The organism is Enterococcus mundtii (genome assembly GCF_013394305.1).
Taxonomy (GTDB): Bacteria; Bacillota; Bacilli; order Lactobacillales; family Enterococcaceae; genus Enterococcus_B; species Enterococcus_B pernyi.
The window spans coordinates 2,473,984-2,491,165 of sequence record NZ_AP019810.1 but is presented as its reverse complement, the minus strand read 5'-3'; the positions used below and the strand labels follow the sequence as shown (position 1 = coordinate 2,491,165).

Annotated in this window: 21 protein-coding genes, 1 tRNA gene and 1 other annotated feature; of the genes, 5 read left to right on the top strand and 17 right to left on the bottom strand. The window is 38.0% G+C overall.

All coding sequences use genetic code 11. The features are described 5' to 3' along the window. Positions 1-104 precede the first annotated feature (104 nt). From rpmA to rplU, 3 genes are read right to left on the bottom strand one after another with little or no spacing between them, the layout of a single operon-like run. Complete coding sequence (gene rpmA / locus HZ311_RS11995; protein WP_010736011.1) at positions 105-398, bottom strand: 50S ribosomal protein L27; 294 nt, start codon at positions 396-398, stop codon at positions 105-107. Between the two features lie 12 nt (positions 399-410). Beyond that, on the bottom strand, positions 411-755 hold the full coding sequence (locus tag HZ311_RS11990; protein ID WP_010736012.1) for a ribosomal-processing cysteine protease Prp: 345 nt from the start codon (positions 753-755) through the stop codon (positions 411-413). Between the two features lie 28 nt (positions 756-783). After that, a complete protein-coding gene (gene rplU / locus HZ311_RS11985; RefSeq protein WP_019723824.1) occupies positions 784-1,092 on the bottom strand; it encodes a 50S ribosomal protein L21 in 309 nt (102 codons plus the stop codon). 20 nt (positions 1,093-1,112) lie between these two features. Beyond that, positions 1,113-1,192 (bottom strand) — a sequence feature (ribosomal protein L21 leader region). 127 nt (positions 1,193-1,319) lie between these two features. On the opposite strand from rplU, the gene HZ311_RS11980 reads away from it, so the two are divergent. Continuing rightward, positions 1,320-1,964: a uracil-DNA glycosylase gene (locus HZ311_RS11980; protein WP_010736014.1), complete on the top strand. Its 645-nt coding sequence runs from the start codon at positions 1,320-1,322 to the stop codon at positions 1,962-1,964. 70 nt (positions 1,965-2,034) lie between these two features. On the opposite strand, the gene HZ311_RS11975 is transcribed toward HZ311_RS11980, so the two are convergent. The 4 genes from HZ311_RS11975 to HZ311_RS11960 form a co-directional block, all read right to left on the bottom strand. Beyond that, entirely contained in the window at positions 2,035-2,409 is a 375-nt protein-coding gene (locus HZ311_RS11975; RefSeq protein WP_010736015.1) for a MerR family transcriptional regulator, read from the bottom strand. Positions 2,410-2,491: 82 nt separating this feature from the next. After that, entirely contained in the window at positions 2,492-4,126 is a 1,635-nt protein-coding gene (locus HZ311_RS11970) for a SulP family inorganic anion transporter (protein ID WP_023519344.1), read from the bottom strand. A 124-nt stretch (positions 4,127-4,250) separates the two neighbouring features. Then, entirely contained in the window at positions 4,251-4,610 is a 360-nt protein-coding gene (locus tag HZ311_RS11965) for a DUF1304 domain-containing protein (protein WP_010736017.1), read from the bottom strand. 283 nt (positions 4,611-4,893) lie between these two features. After that, positions 4,894-5,499 (bottom strand): GNAT family N-acetyltransferase, encoded by a 606-nt coding sequence (locus HZ311_RS11960; protein ID WP_010736018.1) that lies wholly within the window; start codon positions 5,497-5,499, stop codon positions 4,894-4,896. A gap of 146 nt (positions 5,500-5,645) precedes the next feature. On the opposite strand from HZ311_RS11960, the gene HZ311_RS11955 reads away from it, so the two are divergent. Beyond that, on the top strand, positions 5,646-6,182 hold the full coding sequence (locus tag HZ311_RS11955) for a TetR/AcrR family transcriptional regulator (RefSeq protein WP_023519342.1): 537 nt from the start codon (positions 5,646-5,648) through the stop codon (positions 6,180-6,182). Positions 6,183-6,266: 84 nt separating this feature from the next. Here the strand turns inward: HZ311_RS11955 and HZ311_RS11950 are convergent, their stop codons facing one another. Then, positions 6,267-6,617: a hypothetical protein gene (locus tag HZ311_RS11950; protein ID WP_010736020.1), complete on the bottom strand. Its 351-nt coding sequence runs from the start codon at positions 6,615-6,617 to the stop codon at positions 6,267-6,269. Positions 6,618-6,990: 373 nt separating this feature from the next. On the opposite strand from HZ311_RS11950, the gene HZ311_RS11945 reads away from it, so the two are divergent. Together HZ311_RS11945 and HZ311_RS11940 are read left to right on the top strand one after the other, a co-directional pair. Further along, positions 6,991-7,323 (top strand): hypothetical protein, encoded by a 333-nt coding sequence (locus HZ311_RS11945; protein WP_010736021.1) that lies wholly within the window; start codon positions 6,991-6,993, stop codon positions 7,321-7,323. Between the two features lie 24 nt (positions 7,324-7,347). Next, positions 7,348-7,680: a CPBP family glutamic-type intramembrane protease gene (locus tag HZ311_RS11940; protein ID WP_080637939.1), complete on the top strand. Its 333-nt coding sequence runs from the start codon at positions 7,348-7,350 to the stop codon at positions 7,678-7,680. Between the two features lie 116 nt (positions 7,681-7,796). On the opposite strand, the gene HZ311_RS11935 is transcribed toward HZ311_RS11940, so the two are convergent. From HZ311_RS11935 to HZ311_RS11925, 3 genes are all read right to left on the bottom strand, one after another. Further along, positions 7,797-7,870: transfer RNA gene (locus HZ311_RS11935), tRNA-Arg, on the bottom strand. A 333-nt stretch (positions 7,871-8,203) separates the two neighbouring features. Next, positions 8,204-8,887, bottom strand: coding sequence for an O-methyltransferase (locus tag HZ311_RS11930; protein ID WP_010736023.1), 684 nt, complete (start codon positions 8,885-8,887; stop codon positions 8,204-8,206). An 82-nt stretch (positions 8,888-8,969) separates the two neighbouring features. Further along, positions 8,970-9,497: a signal peptidase I gene (locus HZ311_RS11925; protein WP_023519280.1), complete on the bottom strand. Its 528-nt coding sequence runs from the start codon at positions 9,495-9,497 to the stop codon at positions 8,970-8,972. A 201-nt stretch (positions 9,498-9,698) separates the two neighbouring features. Between HZ311_RS11925 and HZ311_RS11920 the strand changes: the two genes are divergently transcribed. After that, a complete protein-coding gene (locus HZ311_RS11920; protein WP_023519279.1) occupies positions 9,699-11,531 on the top strand; it encodes an ATP-binding protein in 1,833 nt (610 codons plus the stop codon). Between the two features lie 230 nt (positions 11,532-11,761). Here the strand turns inward: HZ311_RS11920 and HZ311_RS11915 are convergent, their stop codons facing one another. The 6 genes from HZ311_RS11915 to dltC form a co-directional block, all read right to left on the bottom strand. Next, the gene (locus tag HZ311_RS11915) at positions 11,762-12,766 is read right to left on the bottom strand and encodes a lipoate--protein ligase (protein ID WP_010736027.1); all 1,005 of its coding nucleotides are present in this window, start codon (positions 12,764-12,766) and stop codon (positions 11,762-11,764) included. Positions 12,767-12,779: 13 nt separating this feature from the next. Next, complete coding sequence (locus tag HZ311_RS11910; RefSeq protein ID WP_010736028.1) at positions 12,780-13,520, bottom strand: MBL fold metallo-hydrolase; 741 nt, start codon at positions 13,518-13,520, stop codon at positions 12,780-12,782. Between the two features lie 61 nt (positions 13,521-13,581). Continuing rightward, the gene (locus tag HZ311_RS11905; protein WP_065096692.1) at positions 13,582-14,376 is read right to left on the bottom strand and encodes a DUF975 family protein; all 795 of its coding nucleotides are present in this window, start codon (positions 14,374-14,376) and stop codon (positions 13,582-13,584) included. Beyond that, positions 14,376-15,458: a M42 family metallopeptidase gene (locus HZ311_RS11900; RefSeq protein ID WP_178946722.1), complete on the bottom strand. Its 1,083-nt coding sequence runs from the start codon at positions 15,456-15,458 to the stop codon at positions 14,376-14,378. Before HZ311_RS11900 ends, HZ311_RS11905 begins: the two co-directional genes overlap by 1 nt. A gap of 221 nt (positions 15,459-15,679) precedes the next feature. Beyond that, complete coding sequence (dltD, locus tag HZ311_RS11895; RefSeq protein ID WP_178946721.1) at positions 15,680-16,945, bottom strand: D-alanyl-lipoteichoic acid biosynthesis protein DltD; 1,266 nt, start codon at positions 16,943-16,945, stop codon at positions 15,680-15,682. 2 nt (positions 16,946-16,947) lie between these two features. After that, positions 16,948-17,181 (bottom strand): D-alanine--poly(phosphoribitol) ligase subunit DltC, encoded by a 234-nt coding sequence (gene dltC, locus HZ311_RS11890; RefSeq protein WP_010736032.1) that lies wholly within the window; start codon positions 17,179-17,181, stop codon positions 16,948-16,950. Between the last annotated feature and the right edge of the window lies 1 nt (position 17,182).

The window sequence follows — 17,182 nt, the reverse complement described above, 5'->3', positions numbered from 1 at the left end:
ACGCAAAAAAAGCCTGACTCTGTTTGAGCCGGAAATCATTATTGATTCAGAAAAAATGAAAAAACTCTATCCCTCGCTAGGCAAGGAATAGAGCCAACTGTTCATTAAGCTTCTTGAGCTACTGGATAAACAGACACTTGTTTTTTGTCGCGGCCTTTACGTTCAAAACGAACAACACCGTCAACTTTAGCAAATAAAGTGTCATCTCCACCAATACCTACGTTCACACCTGGATAAATTTTTGTTCCACGTTGGCGGTAAAGAATTGATCCACCTGTAACTGTTTGTCCGTCAGCACGTTTTGCACCTAGACGTTTTGATTCTGAGTCACGGCCGTTAGATGTAGAACCGCCACCTTTTTTGTGGGCGAATAATTGTAGATTCATTGTTAACAACATGGTCTGCACCTCCTATTTATCATTAATTGTTTTTGTTTGGATATATTCTGGGTTTTCAGCTTCGATCGATTGTAAACCTAATAGGAGATTCTCCAATAAGATTTCCGCAATATTGTTTTGCTCTTGTGTCAATCGTGAAATTACTTCGACGTACAAATAGCCGCCTTCTTCTTCATTCATGTCAACAATCGGTTCAAAACCAGCTAATGATGAAATCCCATTGACAGTGCTGATCGCTAAAGCAGAAACACCTGCACAAACGATATCACTTCCGTAAGGACCGGCATCAGCGTGCCCAGTCAAAGTAAATGAAACGATTTGACCAGCGTCATTTCGTTTAAAAGTCCCTTTGATCATTGTTTAGGCCTTCTTTCTCAAACGCAGATTAAGCGTTGATCGCGTCGATAACCACTTTTGTGTATGGTTGACGGTGACCTTGTTTACGGTGTGAGTGTTTTTTAGGTTTGTATTTGAAAGTAACGACTTTCTTTTGTTTGCCGTGTTTTTCAACTGTACCTTCAACTGTTGCACCAGAAACGGTTGGAGCGCCTACTTTCGTAGTTTCGCCACCTACTAGAATAACTTCGTCAAATACAACCTTTTCGCCTGCTTCAACGTCAAGTTTTTCGATGTAGATTGTTTGTCCAACTTCAACTTTTACTTGTTTACCACCTGTTTTAATAATTGCGTACATGCTTTAAAGCACCTCCTTATTTTCATACTTAGACTCGCCATCCAGAGTGACAGGGTGTCCTGTACTTAATCAAACTCATTCTGTGCGGTTGTAGCTGTGGAGACCACAATTACAACATTACTAGAATAACAAATCCTACTATAATAGTCAACAACTTTTTTATTTTGCCAATCATTCGTCAATTGAACGATTTCTTTCTATAATGGACAAGAATAGGAGTTGATACTATGGATTACCCAAAACATTTGATTGACGAAGCAACTCGGCGTATTCAAGGACACCGTGTGGAAGGATTTGTCGCTGGGCAAGGTCCTATCCGACCCAAATTGATGTTAGTTGGCGAAGCCCCTGGTAAAACAGAAATTGAAAATCACATTCCATTTAGCGGCCAAGCTGGCAAAGAGTTGATGAACGCACTAAAATCAGTCGGTTTATCTCGAGATGAAGTGTATATTACTAGCGCTGTCAGAAGCCGTCCTTATCGAATCGTCCAACGCATTAATGGACGGACAAAAAAATCAGAGATCGTTTATCCGAATCGAACGCCCAGTAAAACGGAAGTTTTTGCTCATGCACCAATCTTAGATTACGAACTGCAACATATACAGCCCTCTTTGATTGCCACGCTAGGCAATATTGGGCTACAACGTTTATTAGGTAACGGCTATACGATTTCAAAAAATCATGGGAAACTGTATACCGGACCAGTCTTAGAGTTGAATCCACAGCATGATGCTTATCAATTTTCCACTAAACAGTATCGTGTTCTTCCCCTCTTCCACCCGGCGGCCATTTTTTATAATCGAACACTGACAGAAACGATTTTAGAAGATTGGCAAGAACTTGGAAAAATACTTGTTGAAAAAAAGTAAAGGCTACAAAAGAACCAACCAGTCTCTCAAATCATGATCGATTGGTTGGTTCTTGGTTTTAGCGACTAAATCAAGCTAAGATTGGATCTCCTTTGACCAAATCTTGGTTATAACGCGCGATTTTCTTTTGGAGACGTTCCTGACAAGCTTGCATCTCTGCAATTTTTTTTGCCAATTGTTCACTTTCTTCCATAAGAAGATCCCTACGAGCAAGAATTGTTTCATCACCCGCGCTATATAAACGAATATATTCAGTCAAAGATTCAATCGATAAACCTGCACTACGCATACATAAGGTGAAATCGACCCAACGTAAATCTTCTTCCGTATAATCTCGGATACCTCCGTTTGTTCGGTTCACCGGTGGGATCAAACCGATTCGTTCATAGTAGCGTAACGTATCCGCAGAGATTCCTTTTTCTTCACTCACTTGTTTGATATTCATCCATTCCTACCTCCCGAACGTCTATAAACTTATTTTACCTTAGAACAGGCGGCAGCCACAATTTTTTTAGCGAATCCACTGACTATATTTCACTGTCTAACATATATTGTTTGTGTAAAGAGGTCAGCGCATGAGCCACCGTAAGATGTTGTTCTGTCTTTTGTTTTTCCCAAAGATGTTGCAATTGCTTTTCCACTTCTGGTTGTAACGAGGTGTAAATAATCGTTTGTTCTTTCATAGCAGCTTTTTCTTGAAATTCTTCAAATAAACTTTGCGCCGTCAAATCAATACTTGGCACCCCGCGCATTGAAAAAATGATTCCTTCTTTATCTGCTAATTCTGTTAACGTCGCTTTCAATCGTTCGGCGGACATGAAGAATAAAGGACCACTGATATAAACAACTGCCCAATTATCCAACTTTTTCGTTTCCGGTAAGCTCATTCGCTGCCAGTCGATTTCCTCCACTGAGATCGTGATGGCTGCACTCTTAACAATAAAAAATACACACCCACTAATAATTCCTATAACGATTGCAATACTTAGATCAAAAATCACTGTACACCCCATCGTCAAGAAAAATAGAAGAAGCGCTGACCAGTATCTTTTAGCGAATAGTTCTTTGATCGTTTCCCATTCATTCATATGCCAAGCTGTGACGATCAATACACCTGCTAATGCTGGCATCGGAATGTTCGACATGATTGGTGCAAAAATAAGCATGGATAGAAACAATACGATTGCATGGATCATTCCAGCTACTCTTGTTTGAGCACCGGATTTAATTGCGACACTCGTTCGAGCAATGGCTGCTGTAGCTGGAATCCCACCAAAAAATGGTAACAGTAGATTACCAATTCCTTGTGCGACCAACTCCTGATTACTATCTAACTGACGATTCGCCATTCGGCCTGCCGAAGCACCACACAACAAACTTTCGATCATACCTAACAGTGCAATGCTGATTGCTGGTACAATCACTGTTTGGATCGCTGACAAACTAAAATCACCAAGTACCAAACGGTTACTACTGATCAACGTTTGGGGAATTTCCCCTACGGTCGCAATTGGCCAATCAACGATCATCATCAACGCAGTTGTGAGGATGATTGCCAACAATGAGCTTGGGATCTTTTGCCCCCATTTTTTAGGATAGACCAACATCCCAATAATGACCAAACTTCCCATTAAAATCGTTGGCAAGGAAATTTCAAAGCCTAAGTTTTGATAACTAGCCAATTTTTCCATCACATTGGCCCCTTCTGAATGAACACCGAATAAATTATCGATCTGACCTAAAGCAATAATGATTGCAATACCAGAGGTAAACCCTGTGATGACAGGTGCAGGGATAAATGAAGTCAGCGTTCCTAATCGTAAGACACCCGCAGCGAGTAAAAGAACTCCAGCCAAAAAAGTAGCCAGTAAGACGCCTTGCATTCCTTGTTTTGCGGCAATCGACATCAAGATTGCTGCCATCGCGCCAGTAGGACCAGAAATCTGATAGAACCCACCAGATAAACCACCAATGACTAGACCAGCAATTACAGCAGTGATCAGACCAGCAGCTGCGTCTGCTCCACTTGAAACACCGAAAGCTAAAGCGAGTGGCAAAGCAACCGCCGCGACTGTAATACCTGCCAATAAATCTTTTTGAAATACTGAAAGATTATAACCAGAAAATTCTTTTTTCAATAAACCAATATAATTCTTTAACAACACTACTACCCCATTTTCATAAAAAATTGATAAAATGCACGTTACAGGATAGCATATTTTGTTGATTAAAGTAAGTTTTTTCACAAACTTTCATAATTTTTTTCAGCAGTTATTCTTTTATATCCTAAAAGAATAACGTAATGAGTGCGATCGCTGCTAACCCACCTTGTTTGACGATGATCAAGCGATCACTAGTAAAGCTACCATAAGCCGCCACCAGCAAAATATAGATCAATAATAGCCCCGTGATTTCTTTTGGTGCATTTGAAAAATAAGCGCCGTACACCAATGCCACACCAAGTAACCCATTATAGATCCCCTGATTCTTAAATAAAGTCTGTACGGACTGACGTCCTAATTCTTCCTTTGGCATGTTGAAGACTCGACTAGTTGTTGCAGATTCCGTCGCAAAAGTTTCAATATACATGATATAAAGAAATTCCAAGGCAACAAGTGTAACTAAAATTTGAGATAATAATGTCATCTGTTTTCTTCCTTTCTAAAATCGGCGATCGACCGTCTTTTTTTAGCTGGATCATTGCTATGAGTACCAACCGAAAACGATCTCTCCTTGATTATAAAGGAACTGCTTTTTTTTTTCTGCAACTTACTCTCAAAAATCAAGAGTGTAACAATACAAACAAGTGACGGGGACATTACTCCTTTTGCATATTATAAAACTGAATAAACGGCGGGAACAGAAGTAACCTCTTCGGAAATAAGGCTAAACATTTCTGTCCCGACCTCTAGCAGTAGTCTTTATTTAGTCATAAGGTCGTGCTTAATAAGTAACAGGTTATTGATTCTCCTCCACCTAGATCGACTGGTTGGCGGCCAAAAATGGTAAATCCTTTTTTTAAGTAAAATTGGTAGTTGCAATTAGAGTCTGTATAGAGAAATATTCGCTTATTTTTATAACGTCTCTCTATTTCTTCTAACAAGCGTGAACCAATCCGCTTACCCTTCAATGTGGGATCAACAGCAAAATAAGTGACTTCGCCTTCTGGATGAGTGGATGCAAATTCATGATACATTGTTTGATTGGCTTGGTCATAAGTTCCTATCGCCTCTCGATATCCGGTCAATCCCATCAATTTTTCTGCTACGTTGACAAACAAGCGTCTCCCCCATCCAACAGGCACTTTTGTTTCCCCATCGAAGCGAGCAAAAAGAAAGCCGACAAATTGACCGTCTAGATACGCACCTAATGTGACGGTTGATTTCATCAATGCGCCTGTAAGTGCATACTGACGATAGAGATAAAGTGCAATAGGATTTTCTGTATAGCTCGAAAAATTCATCCCTTGTGCTGCAAATTCACTTGCTTTGTTTAAGTCTTTTCTATCAATTGAACGAATCGTTAATTTTTCCATATCCATCTACTCCTTTTGAAACAAAACTTTCTTTCTTTACGTAACTTTATTATAATTACTTAAAAAGTGACTTCCTATAGGCAATGATTCAACATCTGTCCAATAATGAACACTTAGAAAGATACTGTCTAAAAAAGGAGATACAAATGGATCGTCGAAGCAAAAGAACGAAGCACGCAATCAAACAAGCCTTTTTAGATTTAACGAAAGAAAAACCCATCAATAAAATCACGATTGCGGAGCTTTCACAACAAGCAGATATCGGGAGAGGGACGTTTTATACTCACTATGAGGATATCTATGATTTGCGTTCAAAAATCATTGAAGAATCGATTTGTACACTGACAGATATCTTCGATCAAACTTACCCCAACAAAGAGCAATATGACTTTCGCCGATTCGTCCATACTTTAGTCAATCATGTAGATGAGAACAAAGCTGTTTTTTACTTTTTCTTTAATGATTTCATGGATGATGAACTCTCTGTCCAACTTACACAGATCCTGATAAAAAGAGTCATGGACGAAGAACAATTAGATATGAAAGATGTCAAAAATAAAGTAGAGATTCTTTTTTCTATTTCCGGCACTACTAGTGTCCTGACTGAGTGGATCAATGGAAATCTAAACGTGGAGAAAGAAGAATTGATTGCTATTTTAGATGACATCATCACACGGTTTTAATAAAAAAGAAGAACGACTATGCAACGACAATATCGTTGCTAGTGTTCTTCTTTTTTGTTCTTCTTTTTTTCGTAAGTGATATCATTACTCAAGTTGCATCAAAAATTCTCTTTGTTCATCACCTAAAGGGATGATTTTTTTCATAATACGAAACCGCCAGTGCTTTCTGCCAGCGGAAAAACGCCAGACCACGGATAATCCGCCACCTAATGCTACTTGTTCCTCTTCGATCACTGTTCGCTCATACGTGAGATGATCAATAACCTTCGTTTTAAAAAAATTCAAAAATAAAATCGTCACTTTGGTCTCATCGATCAATAAAATCACTTTACTACTGATACTGTCCAAACTCTGAGATTCCGCTAAACAGCGAAACATTCCTGATGATCGATACGGACCTGTTAAACGATCCATCCATTTTTTGGTGATTAACATAAGCGCTTCCCTTTATCCTCTCTTGAAATAAACCCATTCGATTTTCGATCTAAGGAACATCGGTCCTTATTAATCGTCCAGTTGATGTTGTTACTTTATTTTATCATAGATATCTACTTTCCCTATATTGATCCAAATGAAAAAACTTCAAAAAAATAGGTAATGATTAAAAAGATCCTTTTTTCCTTTTGATAAGCAAATTATTCTATTGTCAAAAAAGGCTAATTTACTGAGTACTCGTATTCATTCTATTTTTATCTACTTATTGATGTCTCTAATCAAACGCTAAAAATGACAGCAAATTATTTCTCGATATTCCATCTCAATGTTACAATCGCCCTTTGTTGATTTTATTTATAGGAGGAGTTATTTAATGTTCGCAATGTTTAAAACTGTCAAACTCAATCTGTGGCGGTCACTCTTAGCACTCATTATTTTAATTTTTGCTGATTGGGGAATGATGACATCTTATCCGATCTTCTCAGGTAGGTTAGATTGGACCTTTTTACCTATAGGGGGAGCGCTTGCTTTAATCATACTGATTGGTTGGAACAACACAAACACTTTATTCAAAAAAATCAATAAGAAAGATTGGCGTTGGATTGCTTTTATCCTTATTCTTGGTTCACTACTTTCAGATATTTTTATCTTGACTGGAAAGCTGCTGAATCAAACCATGGCCGCAAATGCTGGTGGAGATAATTAGTACGAAGGGTTAAACGTTGGTGAAATAATCCTATATTTATCACAGCTTAGCGTGAGCCTGATTGGAGAAGAACTTTATATTGCTGCGATTTTTGTTTTGATCTTTCTTTTACTTTCTACATTTATGCGTACTAAATTTTCTATTTGGGGCGCTAGTACGATTTCTCTATTGGTTTTTGGTCTCAGCCATTATGCCGTATACGATGGGAATCTCTATCAATGTATTTTTGTTATTGGTTTGGCTCATGCCCCTTCTCTCTATGCCTGGTTAAAAACACAAAACTTATTGATCCCTATGCTTGCACATATCTTATATGATTTGATTTTACTTTTTATCATTTTACTTTTTGGAATTTGAACCATCGATTTTTTATCCGATCAAGCTAGCACCTTCAACGTTCAGCGATGAATCAATCTTATTTAGCACAAGAGACAAAAAAACCGCTAGAAACAAAAGTTTCTAACGGTTTTTTACGTCACAGGAGGGATTCGAACCCCCGACCGTCCGCTTAGAAGGCGGATGCTCTATCCAGCTGAGCTACTATGACAGCTTTAGCGGAACAAAAATAATTATAGATAAATTGAAAGCTTATGTCAATACAAAATAGTTATTTTATGAAACAAAAATTTTTATCGTACTTTTTTCTTACAGTTTTTACTGTAAAAATACAGCCACGATTTTCATATTATAATTTTTTGCTACGATCGACTTGTCATTTTATCATGGAACATGAAAGTCTGTTTCGTCCAACATAGTAAGGCAGAACTTGATTGGATAGATTCCCTACTTTCAACTTCTGCCTTGCTATCAATGAAATTGACTTAGCTACTCGCTTAGCTTAGCTAGCATTCTTTTGAATCTTTACTAAAAAATCTGGCAATTATAAGTCGATTGTTTCTGCCTCTTTCGTGATCAAAATCACACCATCACCCAAAGGTAACAACGTAGAGGTCAAATCCGGATGTTCCATAACCACGCGTAGAAATTCATTCAATTTACGATGGATCGCTCGTTTTCCTCTTGGGATCTCTTCATCTGACAGAAGAATCGTCCCTCCTTGAAAAATATCATCAACCATCAAGACGCCGCCTTTTTTCAATACACGAAGGCATTCAGGCAAGAATTCGATATATTTTGATTTTGCACTATCCATAAATATAAAGTCATACGGACCTGTCAATGTTGGCAAAATATCAGCCGCTTGGCCTTCTAATAATGTCACTCGATCCGTCATCTCTAAACGCTCATACGTTGCTTTCGCTTTTCTGATCATCACGTCAAAGCGATCGATCGTCGTCACATGACCTTCTTTTCCAATGACTTGTGCCATCAGACTAGAGGAAAAACCAATCGCAGCTCCAATTTCAAGTACTTCTTTTGGTTTGATCTGTCCTAATAAAAACTGCAAAAAGACGACCGTCTCATGAGGAATGATCGGCACTTCCGCCGCATGTGCTTCCTCTTCAACTTTCCCCAATTCTCCAGTTAACTGTTTTTGTTTTGTCCGCATAAAATCCAATAACTCTTCTTTTACAACGGGACGATGCATCATTTCATTACGCATACTTCCCCTCCTCTTCCAAACATTATACGAAGAAACCTATCTTTCGACAAGAGGGAGAAGCTGGTAAATAAAAATATGATTATTACATGTCAGAAAAAAAATCAGTTTCTTTCTCTCGACGTTGTTTCAGTTCAAGGTAAGTATGCCAAGCTGTAATGGAGGACAAGCACACAGCGATTCCTAGGAATACCCATTTCATCCAATTGAACGCATGCCGTGAGAACAATAACCCTATGTACGGGATCTTGAATATAGGCGTGCCAATAATATTACGATCTCGTACTGCTTCAACTTCGATTTGCGTTTTTCCATCAGCTTTCGTGTAAAAATACTGGTGTTGATCTTCAATAGCAACGACCCTTCTTGTCACGATATGTTTACCTGAATTTTCATAGTAGGTGATCACATCTCCAACTAAAATCGTATCTGTCTTTCTTTTCTGTACATAGATCAGACTTCCTTCTGCATAAGACGATGCCATCGCTTGGTCATCAATGATATGCGGTGTCAGCCCAAATACTCGAGGGAGCAGCACGACACACAAAATGATTGCTAGAAGAACCACTAACGAAATCGAACTGAAAAAAGTTATTTTTTTATAGATAGGCACATTGAACCTCCTTAAGAAACATTTTATTAAATCTATAATATAATAACGAAATTTTTTTGACAATATTAATACTCAGTTTGAAGATTCTCTATAAAAAAATAAACAAGCAAACAAAAAAAACGATAAAAATAGCTAAAAATTGACTGTTAAATGAAAAAAGTTTACTCTGGAATTAGATAATTTATTAAAGGAGATTTGTCTATGGTTATTTTTAATAACGGACGTAATAAAATTATACCATTCTCTATGAAAATCAAATGGAGCGTACTTATTATATTTGCATCGTTATTTATAATAAGTATCGCTTATTTTTTTCATTACCTCTTCACGCCAATCGACAATAAACAAATGTCTCAGATTGATGATTCATGGGTCTATTATTCCGAGCACGATCCTTATTTTCAGTTCGACAGTAACCATATCGACTACATGCCGTCCATCGACAAGAATGAACCATTTATAATGGAAACTACTCTACATAAAGAATTGGCGGATGCCAATCTCTTGATCAAAGGCAATCATCAATGGTTAAGTGTCTCATTAGATGACGCGCTACTCTACAGTCGCTCCAAAGAAAGCGCACGAAACAATCCTGGATTGTCTTTATCGATCATCGATCTACCAGAACCCTATGTAGGCAAGACGTTGAAAATCGTTGTTTCCTCGCCTTATCAAAATTATGCTGGTCTAACACCCAAAGTTTATTTGGGGACCACCAGTCCAATGATCAGCTTCATTTTTTCACAATCGATCCCACAAGTCATCGCGATGATCTTGGCTTTCGTTATCGCCATCGGATTGTTGATCTGGACTAGCTATATTCTCTACAGGCATAATAGATTAGATCGTTCATTATTGATTTTGAGCCTATTTTCTTTCGTGCTTGGATTTGAATCGATTTCGGAAGATATCTTGAGTGGTGTTCTTTTTGAACCAATCGTACATTCGATTTTTTCACACTTATTTGCAATCTTGACTTCTATACTGATTATTTTTTACTATCAGTCCAAAATGACAAACTATCAGAAATGGTATGGTTATTTCTGCTATTTCCAAACATTTGTTTTTGCCAACATCTTACTTTATGCATTATTTTCAGATTTTGAATTACCTGAATTGATGCCCTTTGCTAGTGTTGTTAGTGTTGTAAGCACTCTAGTTACTTCTATAGCAAGTATCGGTGAAGCATATAAACAAAATCGTTTTTTCACTGTATGTAGTCCTTGGATCGTTTTGATCGCTATCTTTCATTGTATGTTTTATATTCAAACTGCCTTAGGGATTGGGCATTCGATCATCAACTGGTCCACGCTCTTATTTGCGATTCTCCTGATTGTTATTGTCGGATACAATATCATGGAGAATATCATGAAAATCGATAGTTACCATAAAGAACGTCTTTTCTTACAAACTAAAACAGATCTGATCGAAACACATTATGCAAAAATCCAAGCACAGATCCAACAAATCGATCAAGCAAAAAATGACTTTGTTGTACAAATGGAAGAACTGAGTCAATTGATTGATACAAATGAACAAGCCGAAGTGAAAACTTACTTAAAACGGATCGTAGACGAAACAAGACGATTGGATTTGTCTCTTTTTCCGACAGGTCACCAACTAACAAATTTGATTTTGGCTAGATATCAAGAAGTCGCTGCTAAAAAGAATATCAAGGTTGATTTTCACACCCACATCCCAGCTTCTTTACCGATCCATGATGAAGATTTCACACAATTACTCATCCATATTTTAGAGCATTCGTTTCGCGAAACACAAGCCATTGAAAATCCTTTGCATCGAGAAATCTATTTATCGATCCAAGAAATCAATTCTCACATCCAGATCCACTGTGAGCACAGTACACACTATGAGAAAAATATTTTTTCCAAACATGTGACAGAAGAATTGATACGACAAGAACAGTATGACTTGATGATGATTCAGACCACGCTCGACAAATACAGCAGCACCTTGGTCCAAGAAAAAGATAAGTGGGTCGATCGCCTAAAAATCAATATACCCTCTAATTAAAAAAGACCTTCAAAAGCAGTCAACAGGCTGTTTTTGAAGGTCTTATAATCTATTTCAGATTGTCGGGTCTGGGATATTGGCTATTCGTCAGCTTATCACCCTACAACCGAATAAATGATGTTCCAGAAGCGGACATTCAACATTAAACTAAAAAATTGTAAAATACGAAAAACTATTTTTCAATTTTCTATCTTACTTCCTAGGTCAAGACGCTTCTGTCACAACCTTATTTAGTACAATAACTCCAATAAATCTTGTGCTTCGATTGCACCAAAATACTTCTTGATATCGATCGTTTCCACTGCTTCTTGTAAAGTAGCTTTGTCATACTTTATACCTGTCAACACTTGTTCAACATCTTTGATATCTCCTAGACCAAAGAAATCGCCGAAGATTTTTACATCCTCGATTATCCCTTCTGAGACATTCAGATGTACCTCGATCGACCCAATCGAAAAGCGTTTTTGGCGTGAAAAGTTGAAATCTGGTGATTTTCCATAATTCCAATCCCAATTTCGATAATACTGCTCAGAAATTTGATTGATTTTTTCCCAATCTTTTTCTGTCAATTCATAGGTCTTTACGTCTTCTACTGAAGATACGCCGAAAATTTTCAAAAGAATGTCTTCACGAAATTCTTCGGTTGTCATCCCTTGTTTTTCCTCAGGTAAGAATGGTTTGATATTTGTAACTCGTGAACGAATCGATTTGATTCCTTTGGATTCGATTTTTTCTTTTTTCACTTTCAGCGCATTGACTACCTCATCAATGTCTGAATCGAACATGATCGTTCCATGTGCAAACATTCGACCATTTGTAGCATACATAGCATTCCCTGAAAACTTCAAGCCATCGATTACCAGGTCATTACGTCCTTTTAATTCGGCACCTGAAATACCTAATTCGTGTAACGCTTGGATGATTGGTTTAGTCACCTTCGCAAAGTCACGGAACGAATCCCCATCATCTGGCATGATGAAACTGAAATTCAAGTTACCAAAATCATGATATACTGCTCCACCACCGCTTAAACGACGTACCACATGGATGCCATGTTCTTCAACATATTCACGATTGATTTCTTCGATCGTGTTTTGATTTCGACCAATAATGATTGACGGTTCATTGATGTAAAAAAGCAAGATTGGTTCTTCTAATGGCATCTCTTGCAGTAAAAAGGTCTCGATTGCTAAATTTACTCTTGGATCATGGTTTTCATTTGGTACAAAAATCATTCTGCTCGTCCTCCTATATATCAAACACTTTATCGACTTCAGCTAAAGCAACTTCGATTTCTTCTCCAGCCGCTTCTTTTGCTTCATTCTCTAATTGTGTTAGGTCACCGAATTGTGGCAAGTGTGTCAAAACCAGTTTTTTGACTTTTGCCGCTTTTGCGATCTCTCCGGATTCTTTTGAAGTGAAATGCGCTTTGTGTCGCTCATTTCCTGCAAAAAGATACGTGTCTGCCAAAAAGAGATCCGCCTCTTTAGCGAAGGGAATAAAACTCTCTAAATAGCCAGAATCTCCTGTAAAAACAAGTACTTTTCCGGTGGCTCTTTCGACAATACGCATGGCATAACAAACCACTGGATGAATCGTTTCCAAGAACGTGATCGAAAATGGTCCGACTTCAAGTTCTTGGGTTGGATCATATGACACTCCTTGGGACACTCCTGGCATCGTCAATTGTTCAAAATGACTGGCATCTTTCGTATGTCCATAGATTGGTAATAGCTTTTCCTGATCTCTGTTTGGATGCAATTGCCATTCATATTGCAAAACACCTAGATCTGCGATATGGTCATGATGATAATGGCTGATGATCACAGCATCTAAAGCAAGCGGATCAAGATGGTCTTCCAATTTCACAAGCGTTGCGCTCCCTGCATCAATCAACAAATTAAATTGATCAGCTTGCAACAGATAACTCGTCGTTCCTTGTTTTTTATAAGGATACGCACCTAAGCAACCTAAAACGGTTAATTTCATGACTGATTCCCCCTCAAAAACTTATGCTACCACAATTTCTTATTTTCATAAGAAAAACTGCTTATTCGAAGTGAAAGTATTCCATTGGGCTGCCTTTTTCAATACGAGCTTGTTCGTAAAATTGTGCAATCGACACATTGACATAAGCAATTACCCAAAGTAAACCAAAGAACAGCGCAATAAATCCGAGAATATACCACCCAATAAATGAAAGTTGTAGAAGAAGATAGGTCCCAATACGATCTTTCAATAAAAACCAGGCATATTTCAAACTTTGGATAACTGTCAGTTTCGGATAGTCAAACTTTGTCCAAGCAGCAAATTGGAATAATCCTGCAACGATCGTCATCACAAATAGCGACACGAAGAATAGTAAAGTTGTAAAGACTGCAAAACTCAGATCAATTGTAAAATCATTCATCATCCCTTGTGGTGATGCATTTCCATTAAAAAGTAGATTGATATACGTATTGAATCCGCCAATCAAAAAACTAGGCAAAAGTATAATACCGTTGATTAACCAATTAAATACGGTATTTAAAAGATTGATAAGCAGAATCGGTACAAAATATTCTTTTTGAAAAACAGCAAACAACAGATTGGATTTTGCTCGCCCACCTCTGACCACAACTAACGAGATATAATAGACCCCATAAGTAAACGCAAAGATCAATACGTGTTGGAGCAAAAAATTGAGTATGTTTGCCTGTGTGCTATCTGTTGGGAAGATGCCTACAAAAAGCTGCTGGATGATCAACCCAATAAAGACTGAAAGGAAAATGATCCAAGCATTGATCCCCCACTGTCCTTCTAAAGATGCCCGGGCTTTTTTTCGATATTCAGAAACATTCTTCATTACTCATAACTCCTGATTTCTGCTACTTTTTCACTATCCAAACGTTTGACTACTTCAGTAACTAACTTCACTGTATTGAAGTAATCTTCTTCATGGATGATCGATGTATGTGAATGCAGATAACGAACGGGTACAGTGATTGCAATAGATGGCACACCATTACGTGACACATGCATTTGGCCCGCATCTGTTCCCCCACCGGTGATGACAGTATATTGGAATGGAATAGCCATTTCTTCTGCCACTTGGATCACAAAATTCAATAATTTTTTATGTGGGATCATCGAAGCATCGAAAATCAAGATTTGTGGTCCTTTACCTAAAACTGAATCTGCCTCTTTCGGTGTCATCCCTGGTGTATCTCCAGCAGTACCTGTATCTAAAGCAATTGCAATGTCAGGGTCAACCAAATGAGTACTTGTGCGCGCACCTCTTAAACCAACTTCTTCTTGTACATCACTTCCAGCAAATAAGACATTCGGATGTCCTTCTTTTGCTAGATTTTCAAGTACACGTAAAGAAACAGCTGTCCCAATACGATTGTCCCATGCTTTTGCTAACAAGAATTTTCCATCATTCATTCGACGATATTCAATATAAGGAGTGACCATATCACCAGGACGAATGCCCCATTCCGTCGCTTCTTCTTTGCTTGTCGCCCCGATGTCAATAAACATATCTTTGATATCATAAGGTTTGTTACGAACTTCAGCAGTCAAGACATGTGGTGGTTTTGAACCAATCACGCCATGGATGATTTTTCCATCTTGGGTCTTGATTTCTACTTGTTGTGCCAACATGACTTGGCCCCACCAACCACCAAGTGTTTGAAATTCAATAAATCCTTTATCTGTGATCTTTGTAACCATAAAGCCAACTTCATCCATATGTCCGGAAATAAATACTTTAGGGCCCTTGCCAGAATCGTGTTTTGCGATGATACTACCTAAACCATCGTAAAAAATATCATCTGTGAACTGCTCTGCATATTTTTTATAGACTTTTCGTACCTCTTCTTCATTTCCTGGTACGCCACGCGCAGTTGTTAAATCAATCAATAATTGTTCTTCATTTTTATTCAAACGCTTTCCCTCTTTTCCATACTTAATAGTAGAATTATATCATTGTTCACTGATTTTTGGGCAGCATATTTGTTTGATTTATGCAGTCATATTATAACGCCAGTCTTCTTTTGAATCTGCTAACATCTCAAAAACAACCTATAACATCCACTCTATTGGGACGTTACAGGTCATTCCTCGAATTTCTTCATTCGTCTTTTATTTTGGTTCCAATGCATCGTTTATTTTTCTGGTATTGTATCTGGGGTCTGCAATTGCCAATCCTTACTATAGAAAGCATCATCCATCCGATAATCAGACACTGGTTGCTTCTCTTCTAGGAAAGGTTGGATATACTGATCTGCAGTCAACCAGCCTTGCCACCCAAGATGGATCGTATCTTCCATAAAGTAGGGAACACTAGCCATTTTGGTTAAATCTGCGATGTGTTGAAATCCTTGTTTCTTTAATTGATACTTGATTTTTTTGGCAAATCCTTGCAACATTTCTTGAGACAAACCGGTATAATCACTCCATTTTTCATTCACTGGTGGAAGAATGAATAATGCTTCAGTATGTTCATTTGCTAGTTGCTGCAATAATAATTGAAAATCAGAATATTCCTTTGAAAAACGATAATCCCAGTCTTTCTGTGAGTCTTTCAACTTAGCTAAATGGTGTTTGATTCGGGTATTGTAGAAATCATCTTTTAGAGCAAAAGGATTATTCTTAGTTTTACTAGCACCAATCTGCGTAGCGAGCTTATTTAGTTGTTCTTTTTCATAGCTAGTCGGTAATGGTTTGGTCGCTTGATCGATCTGTTTTTGTTTATCCGTCAAACCAATCCCACTAAATAATTCATCCTCACGCTTCAAGATGTTCCATTTATCTTCCAAGCCCTCTAATTCTTTATCATTGGGTTTGATTCCTTTTTGTACTGTACTTAAAATCCGCGTGATGTCCTCATCTTTCGAAACGATTGAAAAACTTAATAAACGTCGCGCGAAATAGCGATCTGAAGCGGTCACTTTTTTTATTGAAAACAGCCAATCCAATGTCTGTAACTCTGAATAGTGGGTACTGAAATAGTCTTCCTTCACCCCGTCTTTTACGAACCACTGAGGAGACACGATGACCACTACTTTTTTATTTCTGAGATCCTTACTAGCTGAGCGCATCATCATGAACTGGCTCAGCGATTGGGTCCCAGGGGCACCTAATAAAAATGGTTCGTAGCTCCGTTGATATTTCTGTGCTAAAACAGAAGGATGAAAGGGACTGATCCTACTCAATTCACTCGAACCAATAAAAGGCACATACTTTTTTTCAGCAAAAGCTGTATTTTTGATTACATCCCCTCGTAAGACGTTGTCTGACATCGAACTGGCTGCTCTATGAATGATTTCTGGGTCAGCTACATTCACGCGATAAGATGAAGTGAAAAAAATCGCAATCAGTATAAACGCAAGTATCACTGGACCAAAAATCGCAAACAGCTTTTTCTTCATCGTTATCCCTTCAATTCGTTGACTTGATCAATGATTTTGTTTGGTGTTGCCCATTCTTCCCGATCAAATTCTGATACAGGAACTTGTACATCAAGCTGTCCATCCAGCTCAACTAATAATTGAACAGACCCTAGTGAATCCAATAAACCTTCACCAAACAAATCGATTTCTTTATTTTCTTTCACTTCATCTGTACCTGTAATCTCTGCTAAAATCGTTAAAACTTGTTCTTCCATA

What these genes read in the sequence shown, in the direction of transcription:
- HZ311_RS11920 (WP_023519279.1), top strand. Translation starts at nt 9,699, where the DNA reads ATGGTTATTTTTAATAACGGACGTAATAAAATTATACCATTCTCTATG.
- rplU (WP_019723824.1), bottom strand. Translation starts at nt 1,092, where the DNA reads ATGTACGCAATTATTAAAACAGGTGGTAAACAAGTAAAAGTTGAAGTT.
- HZ311_RS11980 (WP_010736014.1), top strand. Translation starts at nt 1,320, where the DNA reads ATGGATTACCCAAAACATTTGATTGACGAAGCAACTCGGCGTATTCAA.
- HZ311_RS11965 (WP_010736017.1), bottom strand. Translation starts at nt 4,610, where the DNA reads ATGACATTATTATCTCAAATTTTAGTTACACTTGTTGCCTTGGAATTT.
- HZ311_RS11955 (WP_023519342.1), top strand. Translation starts at nt 5,646, where the DNA reads ATGGATCGTCGAAGCAAAAGAACGAAGCACGCAATCAAACAAGCCTTT.
- HZ311_RS11905 (WP_065096692.1), bottom strand. Translation starts at nt 14,376, where the DNA reads ATGAAGAATGTTTCTGAATATCGAAAAAAAGCCCGGGCATCTTTAGAA.
- HZ311_RS11975 (WP_010736015.1), bottom strand. Translation starts at nt 2,409, where the DNA reads ATGAATATCAAACAAGTGAGTGAAGAAAAAGGAATCTCTGCGGATACG.
- HZ311_RS11930 (WP_010736023.1), bottom strand. Translation starts at nt 8,887, where the DNA reads ATGCGTAATGAAATGATGCATCGTCCCGTTGTAAAAGAAGAGTTATTG.
- HZ311_RS11910 (WP_010736028.1), bottom strand. Translation starts at nt 13,520, where the DNA reads ATGAAATTAACCGTTTTAGGTTGCTTAGGTGCGTATCCTTATAAAAAA.
- dltD (WP_178946721.1), bottom strand. Translation starts at nt 16,945, where the DNA reads ATGAAGAAAAAGCTGTTTGCGATTTTTGGTCCAGTGATACTTGCGTTT.
- HZ311_RS11960 (WP_010736018.1), bottom strand. Translation starts at nt 5,499, where the DNA reads ATGGAAAAATTAACGATTCGTTCAATTGATAGAAAAGACTTAAACAAA.
- rpmA (WP_010736011.1), bottom strand. Translation starts at nt 398, where the DNA reads ATGTTGTTAACAATGAATCTACAATTATTCGCCCACAAAAAAGGTGGC.
- HZ311_RS11915 (WP_010736027.1), bottom strand. Translation starts at nt 12,766, where the DNA reads ATGATTTTTGTACCAAATGAAAACCATGATCCAAGAGTAAATTTAGCA.
- dltC (WP_010736032.1), bottom strand. Translation starts at nt 17,181, where the DNA reads ATGGAAGAACAAGTTTTAACGATTTTAGCAGAGATTACAGGTACAGAT.
- HZ311_RS11945 (WP_010736021.1), top strand. Translation starts at nt 6,991, where the DNA reads ATGTTCGCAATGTTTAAAACTGTCAAACTCAATCTGTGGCGGTCACTC.
- HZ311_RS11990 (WP_010736012.1), bottom strand. Translation starts at nt 755, where the DNA reads ATGATCAAAGGGACTTTTAAACGAAATGACGCTGGTCAAATCGTTTCA.
- HZ311_RS11950 (WP_010736020.1), bottom strand. Translation starts at nt 6,617, where the DNA reads ATGTTAATCACCAAAAAATGGATGGATCGTTTAACAGGTCCGTATCGA.